This is a genomic window from Neobacillus sp. NPDC093127 (assembly GCF_044754175.1).
In the GTDB taxonomy this organism is placed as follows: Bacteria; Bacillota; Bacilli; order Bacillales; family Cytobacillaceae; genus Neobacillus.
The window spans coordinates 209,797-227,946 of record NZ_JBIVOP010000002.1 but is presented as its reverse complement, the minus strand read 5'-3'; the positions used below and the strand labels follow the sequence as shown (position 1 = coordinate 227,946).

The 18,150-nt window shown below is 42.3% G+C and carries 17 protein-coding genes, 1 other RNA gene and 1 pseudogene; 3 read left to right on the top strand and 16 right to left on the bottom strand.

The window, feature by feature from the left end; genetic code table 11:
- Positions 1-32: 32 nt before the first annotated feature.
- The 4 genes from ACIQCO_RS04270 to ACIQCO_RS04255 all read right to left on the bottom strand — a co-directional run bounded on the left by ACIQCO_RS04270 (position 33) and on the right by ACIQCO_RS04255 (position 3,587).
- Positions 33-1,007: a cation diffusion facilitator family transporter gene (locus ACIQCO_RS04270; protein ID WP_400426315.1), complete on the bottom strand. Its 975-nt coding sequence runs from the start codon at positions 1,005-1,007 to the stop codon at positions 33-35.
- A gap of 158 nt (positions 1,008-1,165) precedes the next feature.
- Entirely contained in the window at positions 1,166-1,399 is a 234-nt protein-coding gene (locus ACIQCO_RS04265; protein WP_066091558.1) for a group-specific protein, read from the bottom strand.
- Between the two features lie 87 nt (positions 1,400-1,486).
- A complete protein-coding gene (locus ACIQCO_RS04260; protein WP_400426312.1) occupies positions 1,487-2,488 on the bottom strand; it encodes an AI-2E family transporter in 1,002 nt (333 codons plus the stop codon).
- 94 nt (positions 2,489-2,582) lie between these two features.
- Entirely contained in the window at positions 2,583-3,587 is a 1,005-nt protein-coding gene (locus ACIQCO_RS04255; RefSeq protein ID WP_400426308.1) for a polysaccharide deacetylase family protein, read from the bottom strand.
- Positions 3,588-3,932: 345 nt separating this feature from the next.
- On the opposite strand from ACIQCO_RS04255, the gene ACIQCO_RS04250 reads away from it, so the two are divergent.
- Both ACIQCO_RS04250 and ACIQCO_RS04245 read left to right on the top strand, forming a co-directional pair.
- On the top strand, positions 3,933-4,154 hold the full coding sequence (locus ACIQCO_RS04250) for a hypothetical protein (protein ID WP_400426306.1): 222 nt from the start codon (positions 3,933-3,935) through the stop codon (positions 4,152-4,154).
- A 62-nt stretch (positions 4,155-4,216) separates the two neighbouring features.
- On the top strand, positions 4,217-4,849 hold the full coding sequence (locus ACIQCO_RS04245; RefSeq protein WP_400426304.1) for a DUF2085 domain-containing protein: 633 nt from the start codon (positions 4,217-4,219) through the stop codon (positions 4,847-4,849).
- 67 nt (positions 4,850-4,916) lie between these two features.
- Here the strand turns inward: ACIQCO_RS04245 and ACIQCO_RS04240 are convergent, their stop codons facing one another.
- On the bottom strand, positions 4,917-5,528 hold the full coding sequence (locus tag ACIQCO_RS04240; RefSeq protein WP_400426302.1) for an undecaprenyl-diphosphatase: 612 nt from the start codon (positions 5,526-5,528) through the stop codon (positions 4,917-4,919).
- A 266-nt stretch (positions 5,529-5,794) separates the two neighbouring features.
- The gene (locus ACIQCO_RS04235; protein WP_400426299.1) at positions 5,795-7,042 is read right to left on the bottom strand and encodes an MFS transporter; all 1,248 of its coding nucleotides are present in this window, start codon (positions 7,040-7,042) and stop codon (positions 5,795-5,797) included.
- 401 nt (positions 7,043-7,443) lie between these two features.
- Here ACIQCO_RS04235 and ACIQCO_RS04230 point away from each other — a divergent pair.
- Positions 7,444-8,090 (top strand): annotated as a pseudogene (locus tag ACIQCO_RS04230) (spore coat protein).
- Between the two features lie 389 nt (positions 8,091-8,479).
- Here the strand turns inward: ACIQCO_RS04230 and ssrA are convergent.
- The 10 genes from ssrA to tpiA form a co-directional block, all read right to left on the bottom strand.
- Positions 8,480-8,814: a transfer-messenger RNA gene (gene ssrA, locus ACIQCO_RS04225) on the bottom strand.
- A gap of 135 nt (positions 8,815-8,949) precedes the next feature.
- Positions 8,950-9,417: an SsrA-binding protein SmpB gene (gene smpB, locus ACIQCO_RS04220; protein ID WP_400426297.1), complete on the bottom strand. Its 468-nt coding sequence runs from the start codon at positions 9,415-9,417 to the stop codon at positions 8,950-8,952.
- 92 nt (positions 9,418-9,509) lie between these two features.
- Positions 9,510-11,885: a ribonuclease R gene (gene rnr, locus ACIQCO_RS04215; RefSeq protein WP_400426295.1), complete on the bottom strand. Its 2,376-nt coding sequence runs from the start codon at positions 11,883-11,885 to the stop codon at positions 9,510-9,512.
- A 25-nt stretch (positions 11,886-11,910) separates the two neighbouring features.
- Positions 11,911-12,657: an alpha/beta hydrolase gene (locus tag ACIQCO_RS04210; RefSeq protein WP_400426292.1), complete on the bottom strand. Its 747-nt coding sequence runs from the start codon at positions 12,655-12,657 to the stop codon at positions 11,911-11,913.
- A 92-nt stretch (positions 12,658-12,749) separates the two neighbouring features.
- A complete protein-coding gene (locus tag ACIQCO_RS04205; protein ID WP_400426289.1) occupies positions 12,750-12,917 on the bottom strand; it encodes a hypothetical protein in 168 nt (55 codons plus the stop codon).
- 254 nt (positions 12,918-13,171) lie between these two features.
- Positions 13,172-13,405 carry a preprotein translocase subunit SecG gene (gene secG, locus ACIQCO_RS04200; RefSeq protein WP_066091589.1) on the bottom strand — a complete coding sequence of 78 codons (234 nt, stop codon included), beginning with the start codon at positions 13,403-13,405 and terminating at the stop codon, positions 13,172-13,174.
- A gap of 107 nt (positions 13,406-13,512) precedes the next feature.
- Positions 13,513-14,430 (bottom strand): DUF7916 family protein, encoded by a 918-nt coding sequence (locus tag ACIQCO_RS04195; protein ID WP_400426284.1) that lies wholly within the window; start codon positions 14,428-14,430, stop codon positions 13,513-13,515.
- An 87-nt stretch (positions 14,431-14,517) separates the two neighbouring features.
- The gene (eno, locus tag ACIQCO_RS04190; protein ID WP_400426279.1) at positions 14,518-15,816 is read right to left on the bottom strand and encodes a phosphopyruvate hydratase; all 1,299 of its coding nucleotides are present in this window, start codon (positions 15,814-15,816) and stop codon (positions 14,518-14,520) included.
- Between the two features lie 45 nt (positions 15,817-15,861).
- Entirely contained in the window at positions 15,862-17,394 is a 1,533-nt protein-coding gene (gene gpmI / locus ACIQCO_RS04185; RefSeq protein ID WP_400426274.1) for a 2,3-bisphosphoglycerate-independent phosphoglycerate mutase, read from the bottom strand.
- On the bottom strand, positions 17,387-18,148 hold the full coding sequence (tpiA, locus tag ACIQCO_RS04180; protein ID WP_400426269.1) for a triose-phosphate isomerase: 762 nt from the start codon (positions 18,146-18,148) through the stop codon (positions 17,387-17,389). The genes gpmI and tpiA overlap by 8 nt, the downstream gene beginning before the upstream one ends.
- Positions 18,149-18,150: the final 2 nt, after the last annotated feature.

Sequence of the window (18,150 nt, the reverse complement as noted above, 5' to 3'; positions counted from 1 at the left end):
GCAAGCTGGTTTATTCACAAAACCGGATATAGTTAGTTCGCATCTGGTTCATTGCGATTCTGCCAGGTCATCACTCCATCTTCTTCATCAAACTCAATCGTTACATCGACAACGCCTTTTTCGGCCATAATTTTTTCTTCTAACCGGTCCTTAATATCGTCTGCTGCCGCCACCGTTAATTTCGGATCGACCTCAATTTCCAATTCAACGTGAAGGTCTTCGCCCTCTTTAATCACGGTAATCCCTTGGATATCCAAAACATCAGGATCCGCCATGACCAGTGCTCCAATTTTGTCTTCCATTTCTTCATCAGCCTGGCCAATAACCCCGGCAGCATTATCTAAAAAGACTTTGCCAACGACGAAAAACATCATTGCCCCAATCAGCATCGAGGCGATTCCTTCCAGCTGATGGAATTTCGTGAAATGAGATAGGACCACAGCAATTATTGCCAGCAGACCACCCAATGTCGCAACAAGGTCTTCCATAAACACAAGCTTCGTTGCTGGTTTTGCTCTTCTTAAATTGGCAAATGTTTTTACAAACACTTCCGTGCCACTTGCTTCTATTTCAAGATCATGCAGGATTTCCCGCATTGCTTTAAAAAGAACAAAGGTTTCAAGGAGAGTGGAAACCCCTAAAACAATAATATTGATGATAAAACCGTCTGACTTCGTTGGATGAATAACATGATGCCAGCCTTCACGAATCGTTTCAAACGCCATAATGCCGACAATTAACACGGCACCTAAAAGGACGAGGTTTACTAAGCGTCCAAACCCATTAGGGAATTTTTCAGTCGGCGCCTTTTTACTTAAGGCTGAGCCAACAAACACAAAAAACTGGTTGGCAGCATCACCAAGGCTGTGCATCGTTTCCGCAAACATCGCAACATTGCCAGTAAACATATAAGCCGTACCTTTAATAATGGAAATGACCGTATTAATAATCGCTGCCAGCATCGCTGATTTATTGCCACGTTTTAAAAGCTGAAATATTTCTCCCATCGAATCCTCTTTTCTGTTCCTAAAATGACCTACCCTTACTATTTTCTAAAAAACGATATTTCATTAAAAAAGAAGATATGTAATTGTGAAAATTTAGAAGACCCCCAATATCGTGGGGGTCAGTTTTTAAATGAAAAGGGGCGGAGCGCTGGTTTTATCTATAAGTTTTCCAGAACCATGTTTAAGCGGTTTGTTCGTTCACTTTTTTCATCCTCGGTGGCCAAATCATATTTTTTCAACAAATGGAACACTTCATTCAGGATTTCCTGTGTATGTTCTTTTGCAAAAAACTGTGCAAATAATGGCTTCATTTCTTCCGGTAAAAATGCCGCTTGTGATTCGTATTTACTTATTACATCTTCAAGTGAATGATTCAGCTTGCATTCGCTCATGCTAATCCCTCCTGGCTAGGTAATAACTTTAGCATAACAGAAATGAGCAAAAATAAAAAAGCCCAAGAATAATCGAGGACCTTTTCGTTAGACTTCTTTAGTTTCTGTTACTTCTAAGACATCCAATAGGAAGACGAATACCGGAATCCCGACAATCAGTCCCCAGACACCAAAGAAATGCTCGGAGAAAATTAACACAATGAACGTATAGAAGACAGGCAGATTTGTCTTGGAACTCATTAAATTTGGGTTTAATATATAGGCCTCGACTCCATGGATAATTGCAATCGCAATACCTACATATAGAACCTTCATCAAGCCGCCGATACTATAAGCAATAATAACGAGCGGAATTAACGATATAATCACGCCGGCAACAGGGATAAGCCCCAACAGGAAAACCATAATCGATAAGCCGCCCAGCTGCGGGAAATGAAGCAGCCATAAGGAAATGGTTGTTAGAATACAGTTTACCAGAGCAATGATTAATTGCGCTTCAATTACTTTTCCAAACGTTCTTACGAATTTACTGGCAAAAAACTCAACTTCAACGTAAATCGAGGCAATTTTGCTCGTTCTAAATTTCTTTGTAAATTCAACTAACCGTGGCTTTTCCAGTAAGAAGAATAAACTTAACAAAAGTGCTAAGAGAACTTGTAAGGTAATTTTACTAATATCGGTAAAATACTTTAATAAGAACGTAACACCCTGTTCTAAATAGCTGGAAATTTTGACTTCTTCAATTCGTTTCACGATATAATTTAAAACAAGGTTATCATGCTTCGATGTGTAAAAGGCTGTTAGCTGCTTGATTAATGCCGTAATCTCACCGGCAATCATTGGCAAATACATAATCAAGCCATAGGAGAGCAAACCAACAATACAGGCATACGAAATGATAACAATCAACTTACGGTTTAGGGGAATTTTCCTTCCAAGGAATTGGACGAGCCGATCCATTAAAAATGCAAAAATAAATGTTAGCAAAATCAAATTAATCATGCTTCTCATCGCATAAATAATGACTGCAATGACAACAAAAATTGAAATTCTTTTGAAACCGCTGCTCTGCAAAATTTTATTTATCATAGGCAATTATCGAACCCCATTTTTTTTACTATGAACCAAGTGTTACCTATCTTTATTATAGCAAATCAGTTGTTATTTTGTCCTTTTTAAAAGGTTATCTTACCTTAAATTGATAAGGCGCCATCGAGCTGTCGATTGCTTTACCTTCATAGCCATTTTTACTTAAATAGTCGAGAAGCGCCGGCAAATGGGCAAGTGTTTCTTTTCTTTCGTGTAAAAGAATCACGATTGGTTCATTGTGGTTGGTCATTTTCGTTAATTGGTTAATTACACTGCTGACATACCGTGAATCCTTATAATCCCAATCCCTGCTGTCAATATTCCAATCCCACATGATATATCCATTATCATTAACCGCTTTTCGATATTCAGCCGTCATTTTCGGAACACTGCCATATGGCGTTCTCATGATATACGAATCGATACCGGATATTTCTTTCAATGTGTTGCGATTCTGCGTTAATTCAGCGATAACTGAATCGGCAGAAGCGTAAAACTTTCTCACATCATGTGTTACGCTGTGAAGACCGACCGTTTCTCCCTTTGAAACCATCAATCTTACTGCATCTGGATAACTGCGAATATTCCCATCAAGCATAAAGAAGGTTGCTTTAAATTGGTATTTTTCTAGAAGCGCGATGATATCACCGGAAAATGGCGCCGGACCATCATCAAATGTTAAATAAACCGTCTTATTGTTCCCTTGCTGCTCCGTTCTATTCTGGCCTTGCTCTGCTGCATCGGATTCCTTTGCTGGTGGAGTTTCTTTTTCGTTATTGGAAGGCTGTGCGGCTGTATTATCGTTAGTAGTAATTTCTGGCACATGTTCTTGCTTGTTTCTCCATATTTTCGCTTGCTCTTGGAGTGTTTGAATCCGTTCTTTTTCTAGTATTGCGTCCGTTGTATCCATTATGATTGTTTCTGGTGATGGACCCTTTGCTATTGCCCGATTAATAGAGTTATCTTTTTGGTGATTACTAGGTCCGCTTGCAGCTTTTGCCTGAAAATAGTTGCTCACAAATATCCCTGCAAACAAGAATCCAATCGCAACAATGATAATGACTGTCCCTCTTGTCCAACCGCTCTTTAGTTTCCCCATGGTTCTATCCCTCTTTGATGGTTTTATTTTCTTCCTTCATTATAGACGAAAGTCCGCCTAAAATGTTACTAATCTATTAAAAATATTACAATATTATTAAAAAAATAGTAAGAATAGTAGAAATATAGCTGATACTGTCTTATTTTCCCTAAACTGTCCATTTTATTCACACGTTTTTCCTAAAGATCTCTTATAACCATAATAACCGAAATTTGGGAATAATGGGGGGTTTTTATTAAGAATTTACAAAAAATAGATAGGCAAGTTTGGTACAATACCGGCATAAATATCATTGAAGAAGGTTTTTCGAACAGGTTTGTTTTATTTTTTTATGGAGGTGGTTTTGTGTCAGGTGGGCAAAAAGCTCTGCTTTACATTTTATCATTTTTCGTTCCTGTTGTTGGCCTTATTTTAGGGATAATTTGGATGAATGATCAGGATCTTGAGAAGAAGGCAATTGGAAAAACCTGTTTAATTGTTGGAATTGTCTCCATTGTTCTAAGCTGTGTCTGTTGGTTCGCCGCTTCCACATTGTCACTCATGCCGGCGTTTATGAGTGGCTATTAAATGTTCAATGAACACGGAAAAGAACCCAATTCGTTGGGTTCTTTCTAATAGGAGTGATTCAGTTGTTACACGATATTTTGCATTTCTTCGGAAGAGCAATCTGCCATCAAATTGAGGACCGGTCACTCCAGGCATCGGGGGAAACACTTTCCGTCTGTGCACGTGATACAGGCATTTATATAGGTATTTTTTCAACACTTGCCTATTTGCATTTGTTCAAAAGGAAAGCGATAATAACGATTCCTTCGATAAAAATATGCTTCATTCTTCTATTATTAATGGCGCCGTTAATGGTTGACGGTCTTGGCTCCTATATACACCTTTTTGAAAGTAACAATGCAAGGAGATTGGTGTCAGGCACCAGTTTCGGTTTTGTGCTCCCCTATTTTCTTTATCCGCTGCTTACGGCAAAATCGCTTGAAGCTTCAAGTGAACCGGTGATCAAACATGGCTGGGATGTGTTTGCACCATTATTTCTAAGTTGTTGTCTGGGAGGACTTGTTTATTGGAAATGGCTTCCTTATTATCTTTTAGATGGTTTTATCATTTTGACGGTGATAGTTTGGTTTAGCTTGTGTGCTTCATTTCTGTTTTCTTGGGTAGACAGGACGTGGTTACGGTCGGCCTTTTCCATTTTTTGCGGGTTAATCTTTCTTACTATGCTTTCCTTGTTACATGACTTGGTCAGTCCTTAACTACATTTCATTCTGGAGAAAAACAACAAAACCTCTTTGAATCAAGGTTCAAAGAGGTTTTTCTTTTTTAGAAATTTTTCGATTTGTCGTCAGCCTTCGCTTTTACCGGCAATAACGATTGCTCTACTTTTTCATATTTCGTAAGGACAGTTTTCACAAACCCAAGCTTTGGAACTATCCAATAAGCAACTAGTGCGGCAACGATTCCAATAAGAGCGCCGGTTAACACATCGCCAGGATAGTGAACGCCGACCCAAATCCGGGAGACCCCTACGATGCAAGCGAAAACAAGCCATAGCCACCCTTCTTTTTTCCGAACGAGAAAAAACGAAAAACAGACAGAGAAAAACAAAATCGAATGGTCACTCGGAAACGCATTGTCGACCGCATGGGCAATAAGCTGGTTTACATGTGGCAGCTCAGCAAATGGCTGGTTATGGTAATACATGGTTCCAGCAATTTTCCCCAGGACTTCAGCGAGCACAAAAGCAACTCCACCTTGGATTACCATCATTCTATTTTTGTTGGTTTGTGTAAACCAATAAACTAGCATACCTAATGCTAAAACAAAGATCATGTAATCGGCCATGAAAATGGCGATTGGATTTAGGGAGGCATGTTCTTTCCCTATATCATTAATTGCTCGAAAGACATCAACATTTAATTGCGAAATAGACATATTTATGTTTCACTCCTGATTCATTACTTTTTCCTAGGTGCACTGTACTATTATCGTTTAATTAGCTTTAAATAGTCCTTAACCATTTCTTAATTTTTTCTTAAAATAATACTATACTCGATTTGAGCTCAATAAAAAATGGACTAGATGACTAATTCTTAAACTAAGCCCTTAGTTGTATTTCCAAAAGAAAAATGGCGGATGAGGAGCAGGAGCAATTGTCCTTCAATAAAGGAAAAAGCAGAGAGGTATGATTCTCTGCTTTATTATTTAGAACCGAGGATTTCCGGTTTAGCTTGCTGTTTCTGATTATAAATTGGCAAAATGAAGAGCAAACCGATGAGAAACAAGACGGCGGATGTTTCAAACGTGGCTACCAATGAAAAATGCTCCTTTAGAATACCAGCGACACTCATTGTTATGACCATTGATCCGGCGAAAAGCGGGCTTAAGATACCGTTGACACGGCCGATAAAAGCCTCTTCTGTTTTTTGTAAAATCAGAGTGTTTATCCCAATTTGAATACATGGCATCATTAGACCGTTACAAAACTCGGCAATCAGTGTTATCGAGAGGTTTGTCGACCAGCCCATAACAGCGATGCCGATGCCATTAACGAGCATTCCAAAAACAAGCAGACGCTGCGGCGGGACATTTTTCGCAAAAATCATCGCTGCGGCCCCGCCAATAATCATCCCGACACCATTAACCATAAACAGCCACTGAAGGTTTTCCTTTGGAAGGTTTAACTGTTCAGTGACAAGGAAAATCGATAACGGATTAATGAAGCCAATTCCGAGCCCGGCAGCCATAAAGCATAGTCCTAAAAGACTTAATTCTTTTTTCCCTAAAACATATTTAACTCCACTTTTCATTTCCTGCAGTAATGTGGATTCACCCACTTCTTCTAATGGACGGTCCTTCGGCAGGAAAGCAAGTGCGGCGGCTGAAAGCAAGAAAGCCGTGCCGGTAACAGCAATTGAGATATCAATTCCAAACGATTGAAAAATGAATGTTCCAATAATCGGGCCAAGTACCATAAATAAAGCAAAGACAGTTTGATAGACAGACATCGCTTGTTGCACTTGGTCTGCCGACAAATGCATTTTAAACAATTTCATCCCTGATGGCTGGGAGAATTGTGAGAGAATCGCTGAGATTAACGTCGCGAAAAACACGACTTTCCACGTTCCGAAAATGAGTGTGATGAGCACGACAAAAATGGATACTGCACTCAAAATATCACACCAGACCATTGTTTTTTTCGGTGCCCAGCGGTCAGCAAAGGTCCCGCCGATAAAAGAAAATATAAAGATTGGCGCAAATTCAGCCACTGAAATCATCGAGACGGCAAACGCATCGCCTTTGGTCTGTTCCATTACAAACAGGAGAACGGCAAAGTTCCGAACCCAAATACCTATCTGTAAAAACAATCCCGACATAATAATCGCAAGAAAGACTCTGTTGCGAAATAAACCACCAGGTGGTGCGGGTTGGGTTATGTTATTTTCCATATAAAAACCTCCTACGTAAATTTCTGGCAGGAGGCGGCACAATACAATTTCAAAGCGGCAAAATATCCCGGCGTGAGGGGACACTATGATCTTATCGACTTGTATAAAAGTACAGACTAATCCTATCCAGAAAAAAGATTATATTTTTTTCATGAGAAATAGGATTATAAGATCATCGTTCCAAGGTCACCCTTCCGTTTTTTGTAAGGTTAATTCTAAATGATTCCGGGCATTAAATCAAGTTTTAATCCTTTTTTATGCGGAGACCCCCTAATTAGTCATTATTGACATGGTATTACATTTTAAACAAACAAATCATTAGGCAAGTCGTTGAATAACTCCCGTTTTCTGAAACATAATAACTATGGTTGTTCAATTCCGTTAGGAGGAGATAATTGATGATGCAAAATCAACAGGGACAAACGCACCAAAATATGCATACAGGGACTGTGCCGCCGCAAATGAACCACGGCGGTCATGAAGTATTTGATGTCCATGAAGTTCTTTCAGGAGCCATTGGCACGATGGATTCGTACATGCTGCTTCGCCAGCACGTAAAAGACCCAGAATTACTGGATATTCTGGATCGCCAATATCAATTTATGCAAGAGGAATACAACATCACAGTGGAATGTTTCAAGTCGGGCCAGAACCCTTCAAAACCGACACAAAGCTATAAAATGAACCAGGGGAATGACTTTATCTATGGGTTAACACCATCCCAGCCAAAAAAACCGGTGCAATCTCCAGCAGAACTCACCGATGTGCTTGCGTTTCCGGCATGATGCTTGGCTCTGTCAAATCAGGAGCATCCATGAAAACAATGGCAGCATGTGAGGTCACCAACCCGGTAGTACGGCGCGTGCTTGCCGATTCAGTGCCAAATTGCATTGAGATGGCTTACGAGCTCTCGATTTATCAAAATAAACACCATTACTATCAGGTGCCGCAGCTTGCCCAGCAGGATATGCAGCAGCTTCTTAATGCCTATGCACCGGCACAGGGGATGCCGCAGATACCGAATAATAATATGAATACGACACATTAATTTGCAATTCTTTTTTAATGAAAAAGCTACCCTAATTTGATTAAAGGGTAGCTTTTTTTGGATTAAAAAACAAATAAAAAACCACCAAATATGTATTTGGTGGAGACGGCGGGACGTGCGTTTCCATGCTTTCGACATGGCACTGACTATATCTTAGACCTGATTTAACAGGCCCCTCGGCGTATTATGCGAAATGTATATTTGCCTTTGAGGCAGGATTTCGCATCCTAGTACTACCATTTCAATATGGCAGCCTATAAGTCGATACACGGCTGTTGGATTGCTCCACATACCGCTCGGCATTGCCTTATCACTTTTTAAAGTGACTTAGGTTTCACCGATAAAGCCGAATTTTCACTTATGTGTTACCACATAAGGCGACTAATTACTAATCGAACCCGCGTCCAAAGATATCGCCACTTAAGCATCTACGAGTGTAGTCGATATATTGGTGTTTCACTGAGCCTTCTGCCTATCGACCGGCGTCCGGTCAGCTAGCCTGGTTGTTCTCTTCCTTCATCCTCAGGCGGTGGAATCCGGCGTAGCCCACTTAGAGTGAGTCCCTTACCCTACCACATGGGCAATGGAGGGAGGAACCGCTATGCAGTATTAAGCTGCGAAAGCGAGGTTGTTGTTAGTTTTGCCAGTTATGGCTTTGACGTTTTAACGAGGCCGATCCCCTCGACTCGCAACCTAAGCTCAAACTACCCCTGTCGAATCCGTAGCGTCCCCATTATAAAAATGAAACTAGACGTTAGGAAGCTCAACAATTGTGTGAGCAAAAGTTTCCGTCGCTCATCTTAGCGACAAACTTATTATAACACACTTACAGCAAATATCAATTGTAAGGTTTTGTAAGTTACATCTTCTGACGGTCGCGGAAGGCTCGTTCGATTTCACGCTTCGCTTCTTTTTGCTTTAAGGCTTCACGCTTATCATAGTTTTTCTTACCCTTTGCGAGACCAACTAAAACCTTACAGAAACCATTTTTTAAATAAAGTTTTACTGGCACAAGCGCATAACCCGCTTCTTTCGTTTCCCCTAGCAGCTTATTGATCTCCCGTTTATGGAGCAAAAGCTTCCGCGTCCTCAATGGATCGTGATTAAAAATGTTTCCCTGCTCATATGGGCTGACGTGCATCCCGAAAAGAATCGCTTCGCCATTTTGAATCCGCGCATAGGCATCCTTGAGATTCACTTTTCCGGAGCGAATGGACTTAATTTCTGTCCCCTGGAGAACGATACCTGCTTCGTACGTTTCTTCGATAAAATAGTCATGATAGGCTTTTTTGTTTTGCGCAACTACTTTTCCTACACCTTTTGGCATTTTTTTCACCTCATCTATAGGCTTATTTTAGCAAAAAAAATGAGCTACTACAATTGAAAGAGAGCCTCGTAAAAAAGGCTCTCTCTTAATAATTATTTATTTTTCCGCTTTATACTTTTTGACTTAGGAACATTTTCGTAAAATTTGCGTTTCTTCTTCGGTTTTTTTCCTTGACCGCCTTCTTTTTCTGCATTTTGGCTGCCGCCTTTATTTCTACCTTGTTTACCGTTTTGATTACGATCTCCCTGTTTATTGCGGCGAGGCTTGTGTGTATCACTGCCCGTTTTGAAAACCTTCGGCGTTGCGGAACGTTCTCTGCGAGGGGTTCCCTTCATACCGACAATTTCAAAATCAATCGCGCGCTCTTCTTTATTGACTTTAACGACCCGAATCGTAATTTCATCACCAATTCGGAACACATTACCGGTCCGCTCGCCAATCATGGCGAGATGGCGCTCATCATAGCGATAGTAATCATCGGTCATATAACTGACATGAACAAGGCCTTCAATTGTATTTGGCAGCTCGACAAACATGCCAAAATTGGTTACTGAGCTGATAATCCCATCATACTCCTCACCAACCTTGTCCTCCATGTACTCCGCTTTCTTCAAATCATCTGTTTCCCGTTCCGCATCAACGGACCGACGCTCCATTTTGGAAGAATGGTCTGCAATTTCGGGCAGACGGGCATTCCATTTTTCCCTTGTCGTTTCATCTAGCTTTCCTTCGATTAGATAGGTCCGAATTAACCGGTGGACAATCGTATCGGGATAACGGCGTATCGGCGAGGTAAAATGGGTATAGAACTCGGTCGATAACCCGAAATGGCCAAGGCTTTCCGGATCATATTTTGCCTGCTGCATCGATCGCAACATGACCTTAGAGACAACCATTTCTTCCGGCTTGCCTTGAACCTCTTCAATGATCTCCTGAAGGGCCCGAGGATGCACGTCATTGGCGGTGCCTTTGACAATGTAACCAAAGTTGGTAATAAACTCGAAAAAGCGGCGGAGCTTATCTTCTTTTGGATCCTCATGAATCCGGTAAATAAACGGAACATCCATCCAGTGGAAATGCTCAGCGACTGTTTCGTTAGCTGCAAGCATAAATTCTTCGATTAGCTTCTCAGCAACAGAACGCTCACGCAGGATAACATCGGTCGGCTTTCCATCCTCATCGACAAGGACTTTTGATTCCTTGAAATCGAAGTCAATCGCTCCACGTTTCATCCGTTTATGGCGGAGAATGGCTGCCAGTTCTTCCATCATTTCAAACATCGGCACAAGCGGTTCGTATCGCGCCCGGGTTTCCTCATCCTGATCGACAAGAATTTTATTTACATCACTGTAGGTCATTCGTTCTGTTGTTTTAATGACACTTTGAAAAATTTCATGGGAGACAACTGCGCCTTCCGATGTGATTTCCATATTACATGACAGCGTCAGCCGGTCGACCTTTGGATTAAGCGAACATATCCCGTTCGACAGCCGGTGTGGAATCATCGGAATCACTCGGTCGACTAAATAAACACTTGTTGCCCGTTCCTCTGCCTCAAGGTCGATTGGCGTACCTTCTTTTACATAATAGCTGACATCGGCGATATGAACGCCAAGCTTGAAGTTGCCGTTCTCAAGCTTTGTAACCGTTACTGCATCATCAAGATCCTTGGCGTCCGCGCCGTCAATCGTAACAATCGTTTCATTCCGAAGATCACGGCGATTAACCAATTCGCTTTCGTCAATTGTTTCCGGTGTGTCATTAGCCTGCTTGAGGACTTCATCCGGAAAAGCCATTGGTAAGCCGTGCTTATGTATGACTGAGAGGATATCCACGCCCGGGTCGTTTTTGTGGCCAAGAACGGTGATCACTTCACCTTCGGCACTTTTGCGCCCTTCTGGATAGGTGATGAGCTTAACGACAACTTTATGACCTTCGACAGCCCCTTTAGAAGCAGCTTTCGGAATAAAAATATCATTGGCGAATTTTTTATCATCGGGAATCACAAAGCCAAAGCTTTTGCTTTCCACATAGGTTCCAACGATCTGCTGAACCCCTCGTTCAATAATGCGGATAATGCTTCCTTCCCGGCGCTGACCAGAGGTTTCTGATGAAACGCGGGCTAACACGATATCACCATGCATCGCCGTGTTTGTTTCATTTGGCGGAATAAAAATATCATCCATCCCCGGTTCATCCGGCGCGACAAACGCGAAACCTTTTGCATGACCGATTAGCTTTCCTCTAATTAAATTCATTTTTTGCGGCAGGCCATAACGGTTACTGCGAGTTCTTACGACCAATCCCTTTTCTTCCATTTGGACAAGCGCTTTAACAAACTCCTTAAAATCACTAGAATCCTGAATGCCAAATGCCTCTTCCAGCTCTTGGACGGTTAATGGCTTATAGGCCTCGTCCGTCATATATTGCAAAAGCTTGTCAATATGCTGTTGTATGTTATCTTCCAAGCGAATCCCTCCTTTGGGTGCTTTATTATTCGTGCCAGTCTAATTTTTCTAAAAAGGTATAAACATCCTCGTGGAGCTGGTCCCGTTCCTTATCTAGTGTGATGACGTGGCCGGATTCTTCATACCATTTGATTTCCTTTGTGACTGACTCGATTTCGTTGTAAATAATATTGGCACTTTCGATATTAATCATTTTGTCGTGTCGGGCTTGAACCACGAAGGTCGGCGCATAGATCATCTCGACATTTTCGCGGACATCGGCGATTAATTGCTGCAGTGCTTTCAATGTATTCATTGGTGTCTGTTTAAACTCATTCATTTCCATTTCGATTTGCTCGTCTGTTTTTCCTTCTCGCTTTTTAAATTCACGGGCATATTCGAGAATTCCTTCATACATCACTTCTTCACTTTTTATATGCATCGGCGCACACATTGGTACAATCGCTTTTATAGGTACAGTGTAACCCAATTTCAAGGAAAATACGCCGCCAAGAGAGAGCCCGGCAACAGCAATTTCTTCATGGCCGTTATTTTTTAAAAATTCATAGCCATTTATGACATCCTGCCACCAGTCTTCAGGTCCAGTATGGACAAGTTCTTCAGGTGGTACACCATGTCCCTTGTAGTGCGGCGCATGGCAGGTGTAGCCTTTTTTTTCAAGGAAGCGGCCGAGCATCCGGACATCAGCAGAATTGCCGGTGAAGCCGTGAAGCAAGAGAATGGCTCTCTTTCCGCCTTTGAAGGTAAACGGCTTAGGTAGGGTAACTTTCATTAAAAAAACTCCTTTTATAATTGCTTACTATAGTTTAAGCAATGCAGCGATGAACATGCTAGGAAAAAGGCTTGCAGGCTGGCCAGTGAGCGTCAATTTGAATTAGGATTCCGGCTAATTTGTTTAATCTCGCCATTTTCGGCTGAAATCTCGCCAAATTTTGAATTTATTTCGCCAAACTGGGCCAGAATTTTGTCAACTTCCAGTTTTATCTCGCCAAACTGAACCTGGATCTCGCCAACTTTGTATAATCTCGCCATTTTCGACTGAGATCTCGCCAAACTTTGCAATTATCTCGCCAAACTGGGCCAGAATTTCGCCAACTTCTAGTTTTATCTCGCCGAACTGGATCTGGATCTCGCCAACTTTGTATAATCTCGCCATTTTCGACTGAGATCTCGCCAACTTGAAGATTAATCTCGCCAACCTATCTCAGTATTCCGCCAATAAGTATTATTCCCGTTTGAGACAACTAAAAAACCCGGCGCTTTGGCCGGGTTTTAACTGTCTATTATTAGATTTTGAAGTAAGTAACGGCAAGGGCAAGAAGGAAGAACAATACTGATAATACAATCGTAATACGATGCAGGATCAAGTCAATTCCTCGTGCTTTTTGCTTACCGAATAGGGATTCAGCACCACCAGAAATGGCACCGGATAATCCAGCGCTTTTACCTGATTGAAGTAAGACAACCCCAATAAGTCCAATACTTACGATTACTAATAAGATAACAACAAATGTATGCATGAAGGCCACCTCCTGTAGACGTACATTTCACAGTAAATTAAATTTACCATATTATTTGACTTTTAACAATAGAGATATTTGAGATTGGTGGAGGTGGCCTTCATCTTTTATCTTAAAATCGACGCAGCCATTCTCACATATGTATGTCGTTTGCCTCTTACGACAATGGAATAGGCGGTAATGTTCTCTGGAATCGCCATTCCGGCCGCTCCGGCATCGCCAATATGAAATAAATCGGCTCCGGCCATCTTACTATTCAAAGCAATTTGTTTAATCGTTGCTTCATCAGCACCTTCCTGGCTCGTTCCTGTTGTCAGAATGGCTAGAGCGCCCTTTTCATGAACAGCATCTACTAATGTTGCTGTTTTTTCAACCGTGAAGCCCGGTACTGTACCCGGTGATGGGATCAGGATAATATCGGCTCCTGCCTCGATAAATGAATGCAGCGTCTCCGTTGACATCAGGCTGCCGCCTGCCTCACCGGCGACACCGGCGCTGTGCATTTTTCCTGCGATAATAAGGCCTTCCGGACCAAAAATCTTACGGGCCATTCCAATTGCCTTAGTTATTTCCGCATTGGAAACACCCGTTTTGGGATTTCCCGTTAGGCAGACAAAATCAAAGCCTAATTCCTTCGCTTTTTGCAGTGATTTTTCCGTTGCCAGACGGCCTTCAGGGAGTTCCACTAATGCTTCTACCCGCTCAGCATCCAAATCAACCGGCTCTAAATTTAACCCAACTGGCCGCCCAACAAGTTTTTTTAACGTTCTTACTAGGGTGTCAGGCACCTCAACTTCCAAACCTTCCATACTTGGATTAAACACATCGAAGAAGTTTAGTAAAATCAGATCAGCTCCAAATGCGGCAGCCATTTCAGCATTGGTAACTGCTGGATAATAAGGTGTTACCGCACCAATCACCTCTGCGACCATCGTTCTTCCTTCTGATGCAACAATCGATTGCCGCAAATCTCTGCCGTTCATTTTTTCAAAATCAGCTGCAGTACAATCTAATAACCTTTTCATATTTTCCGCCTCCTCTTTATATACAAAAAGTACCACATAATTCAAAAAAAGGCACTCAATATGCGAGTGCCTTTTTGGAAAAAAATGTTATTTACTTAAGTTATAAAAAGATTTAAGACCGTTGTATTGTGATGTTTCACCTAAATTGTCTTCAATGCGAAGCAATTGGTTGTATTTCGCTACGCGGTCGGTACGCGATGGTGCACCAGTTTTGATTTGACCAGCGTTTGTTGCAACGGCGATGTCAGCGATTGTGTTATCTTCTGTTTCGCCGGAACGGTGAGAGATAACGGCTGTGTAGCCAGCGCGTTTTGCCATTTCAATTGCATCGAACGTTTCAGTCAAAGTACCGATTTGGTTTACTTTAATAAGGATGGAGTTGCCAATTCCTTTTTCGATACCTTCAGCTAGTTTCTTCGTGTTTGTAACAAATAAATCGTCACCCACTAATTGAACTTTTTTGCCAAGGCGTTCAGTTAATAGCTTGTGGCCTTCCCAGTCGTTTTCGTCTAAGCCGTCTTCGATGGAAATGATAGGGTATTTGTTAGCTAATTCTTCGTACCAATCAACCATTTCTGCAGACGTTTTTACAACACCTTCGCCAGAAAGATGGTATTTACCGTCTTCTTTGTTGTAGAACTCAGAAGATGCAGCGTCCATCGCAAGCATAACTTCTTCACCTGGTTTAAAGCCGGCTTTTTCGATGGCTTCAACGATTGTTTGAAGTGCTTCTTCGTTTGAGCCTAAGTTTGGCGCAAAGCCGCCTTCATCACCAACTGCTGTGTTAAGACCTTTGCCTTTAAGAACTGCTTTTAATGTATGGAAAATTTCTGCACCCATGCGAAGCGCTTCTTTAAAGCTTGGTGCGCCGACAGGCATGATCATGAATTCTTGAATGTCGACGTTGTTGTCGGCATGCTCGCCGCCGTTAACAATGTTCATCATTGGTACAGGAAGCTGCTTAGAATTGAAGCCGCCAAGGTATTGGTATAACGGAATATCTAAGTAGTTTGCAGCTGCATGTGCAACGGCCATTGAGACACCAAGAATAGCGTTGGCACCTAATTTGCCTTTGTTGTCTGTGCCATCAAGCTCGATTAACGCGTGATCGATCGCCACTTGATCTAAGACACTGAATTCTTCGCCTACAAGATGTGGCGCGATAATATCGTTTACGTTGTCAACTGCTTTAAGAACACCTTTGCCAAGGTAACGAGATTTGTCACCGTCGCGAAGTTCGACTGCTTCATACTCACCAGTTGAAGCACCGCTTGGAACTAATGCGCGGCCGAAAGCGCCTGATTCTGTAAAAACTTCAACTTCAACAGTAGGGTTACCGCGGGAATCTAATACTTCACGTGCATATACATCTGCAATAAATGGCATGTAAATCTCTCCTTAGAATTAAGTTTTTCAATAATTTTTCAGCTTTTATTTTATCAATGATTTTCCGGTCATTTCAGCCGGCTGATCCAGCTTTAATAAGTCTAACATTGTTGGCGCTAAATCACCAAGGATACCGCCGTCACGCAATTCAATCCCTTGCTTCGTGACAATCACTGGTACAGGGTTCGTCGTGTGTGCGGTCATTGGCTCGCCTTCTAATGTTATCACTTCGTCGGCATTTCCGTGATCGGCGGTGATGATGGCTGATCCGCCTTTTTCAAGGATTAAATCAATAATTTTTCCTAGGCATTCGTCAACTGTTTCGATCGCCTTGATTGTTGGCTCAAGCATGCCTGAATGGCCGACCATATCCGGGTTGGCAAAATTTAAAATGATGGCGTCAACTTTATCATTTTGAATTTCCTTCATTAAAGCATCGGTTACTTCATAGGCGCTCATTTCAGGCTGCAGGTCGTAGGTCGCTACCTTTGGCGAGTTGATTAAAATCCGCTCTTCGCCAGGGAATTTTTCCTCACGGCCGCCGCTCATAAAGAAGGTGACATGCGGATATTTCTCTGTTTCGGCGATTCTTAATTGCTTTAGTCCATTTTGCGACAGCACTTCACCTAAGGTGTTATCCAAATTAGACGGTTTAAAGGCAACATACCCGTTTACTGATTCACTGAAGTGGGTTAAGCATACGAAAAATAAATCCTTTGGATGCTTTGGTCCACGGTCAAAGGCACGGAAGTCTTCGTTTGTGAACGTATTAGAAATCTGGATTGCCCGGTCCGGACGGAAATTGTAGAAAATAACAGCATCGTTATCTTGGATCGTTGCGACCGGCTGGCCATCTTCTTTTGTAATCACAGATGGGATGACGAATTCATCAAAGATTCCATGTGAATAAGAGTCTTCGACAACCTCTAACGGATTGCTGTAGGCTGGACCTTCGCCGTAAACCATCGAACGGTATGATTTCTCGACGCGTTCCCAGCGCTTGTCGCGGTCCATCGAGTAATAGCGGCCAGAGATGGTGGCGAATTCGCCGATACCGTACTCGTTCATTTTATCCAGTGTTTGCTGAATATATTTAGCTGCTGTTTTTGGACCGACATCACGTCCATCAAGGAATGCGTGAACGTATACCTTTTCCACGCCTTCTTCTTTAGCAAGCTTTAACAAAGCAAACATATGTTGAATATGACTATGAACGCCGCCGTCTGACAGCAGTCCGAATAAATGAAGCGCCGTGCCATTTTTCTTTACATGTTCCATTGCACCGGTGAAGGTTTCATTTTTTTCAAATTCGCCTTCGCGAATGGCAATGTTCACGCGCGTTAAGCTTTGGTAGACAATCCGGCCGGCCCCGATATTCAAGTGCCCAACCTCCGAGTTACCCATTTGACCTTCCGGCAGGCCGACTGCCTCACCTGAAGCGGTTAAATGGGAATGTGGGAAGGTGTTCCAAAGACGGTCAAAGTTTGGTTTCTTCGACTGCGCCACCGCGTTGCCTTTTGTCTCGCCCCTGCAGCCGAAGCCGTCAAGAATGATGAGCGCAACTGGAGATTTACTCATAGCTGCCTGCCCCCAGTAGTTGTAAAAATGATTGCGGCTCAAGGCTTGCTCCGCCCACTAATGCCCCATCAATATCGGACTCAGCCATATATTCTTTAATATTTTCCGGTTTCACACTGCCGCCGTACTGAATTCGTACGGCATCAGCAACATCTTGAGAAAATTGTTTCGCTACTACTTGGCGGATATGGGCACAAACATCATTCGCATCCTTAGATGTTGACGATTTTCCTGTGCCAATCGCCCAGATTGGTTCATAGGCAATCACCGTTTGTTTTACTTGTTCATCGGTTAATCCCGTTAACGCCTTTTCAACTTGTCCGCCGACGAATTGATTCGTTTCGCCATTTTCACGCTGTTCCAGTGTTTCGCCGCAGCAAACGATAGGGCTTAAATTGTATTTAAACGCGGCAAGCGTCTTTTTGTTTACTGATTCATCAGTTTCATTGAACATTTCCCTGCGCTCAGAGTGACCGATGATGACATATTGTACGCCAAGGTCAGCGAGTGCTTTCGGACTGATTTCGCCTGTAAACGCTCCGTTTTCCTCAAAGTGCATTGTTTGCGCACCAATTTTCACGTCTGTCCCTTTCGCTGCTTCAACAAGGCTTTGTAAAAATAAGGCTGGGGCACAAATCACAGATTCGATTTTGTCTTCGGCTGGGACAAGTCCTTTGACTTCTTCCGTAAAGCTTTTTGCTTCAGAAAGTGTTTTGTTCATCTTCCAGTTCCCTGCAATAATAGGTTTACGCATGG

Bases quoted from the DNA above. Each gene is read 5' to 3' on its own strand.
- ACIQCO_RS04270 (WP_400426315.1), bottom strand. From the start codon at position 1,007: ATGGGAGAAATATTTCAGCTTTTAAAACGTGGCAATAAATCAGCGATG.
- ACIQCO_RS04265 (WP_066091558.1), bottom strand. From the start codon at position 1,399: ATGAGCGAATGCAAGCTGAATCATTCACTTGAAGATGTAATAAGTAAA.
- ACIQCO_RS04260 (WP_400426312.1), bottom strand. From the start codon at position 2,488: ATGATAAATAAAATTTTGCAGAGCAGCGGTTTCAAAAGAATTTCAATT.
- ACIQCO_RS04255 (WP_400426308.1), bottom strand. From the start codon at position 3,587: ATGGGGAAACTAAAGAGCGGTTGGACAAGAGGGACAGTCATTATCATT.
- ACIQCO_RS04240 (WP_400426302.1), bottom strand. From the start codon at position 5,528: ATGTCTATTTCGCAATTAAATGTTGATGTCTTTCGAGCAATTAATGAT.
- ACIQCO_RS04235 (WP_400426299.1), bottom strand. From the start codon at position 7,042: ATGGAAAATAACATAACCCAACCCGCACCACCTGGTGGTTTATTTCGC.
- smpB (WP_400426297.1), bottom strand. From the start codon at position 9,417: ATGCCAAAAGGTGTAGGAAAAGTAGTTGCGCAAAACAAAAAAGCCTAT.
- ACIQCO_RS04210 (WP_400426292.1), bottom strand. From the start codon at position 12,657: ATGAAAGTTACCCTACCTAAGCCGTTTACCTTCAAAGGCGGAAAGAGA.
- ACIQCO_RS04205 (WP_400426289.1), bottom strand. From the start codon at position 12,917: ATGGCGAGATTATACAAAGTTGGCGAGATCCAGGTTCAGTTTGGCGAG.
- secG (WP_066091589.1), bottom strand. From the start codon at position 13,405: ATGCATACATTTGTTGTTATCTTATTAGTAATCGTAAGTATTGGACTT.
- ACIQCO_RS04195 (WP_400426284.1), bottom strand. From the start codon at position 14,430: ATGAAAAGGTTATTAGATTGTACTGCAGCTGATTTTGAAAAAATGAAC.
- eno (WP_400426279.1), bottom strand. From the start codon at position 15,816: ATGCCATTTATTGCAGATGTATATGCACGTGAAGTATTAGATTCCCGC.
- gpmI (WP_400426274.1), bottom strand. From the start codon at position 17,394: ATGAGTAAATCTCCAGTTGCGCTCATCATTCTTGACGGCTTCGGCTGC.
- tpiA (WP_400426269.1), bottom strand. From the start codon at position 18,148: ATGCGTAAACCTATTATTGCAGGGAACTGGAAGATGAACAAAACACTT.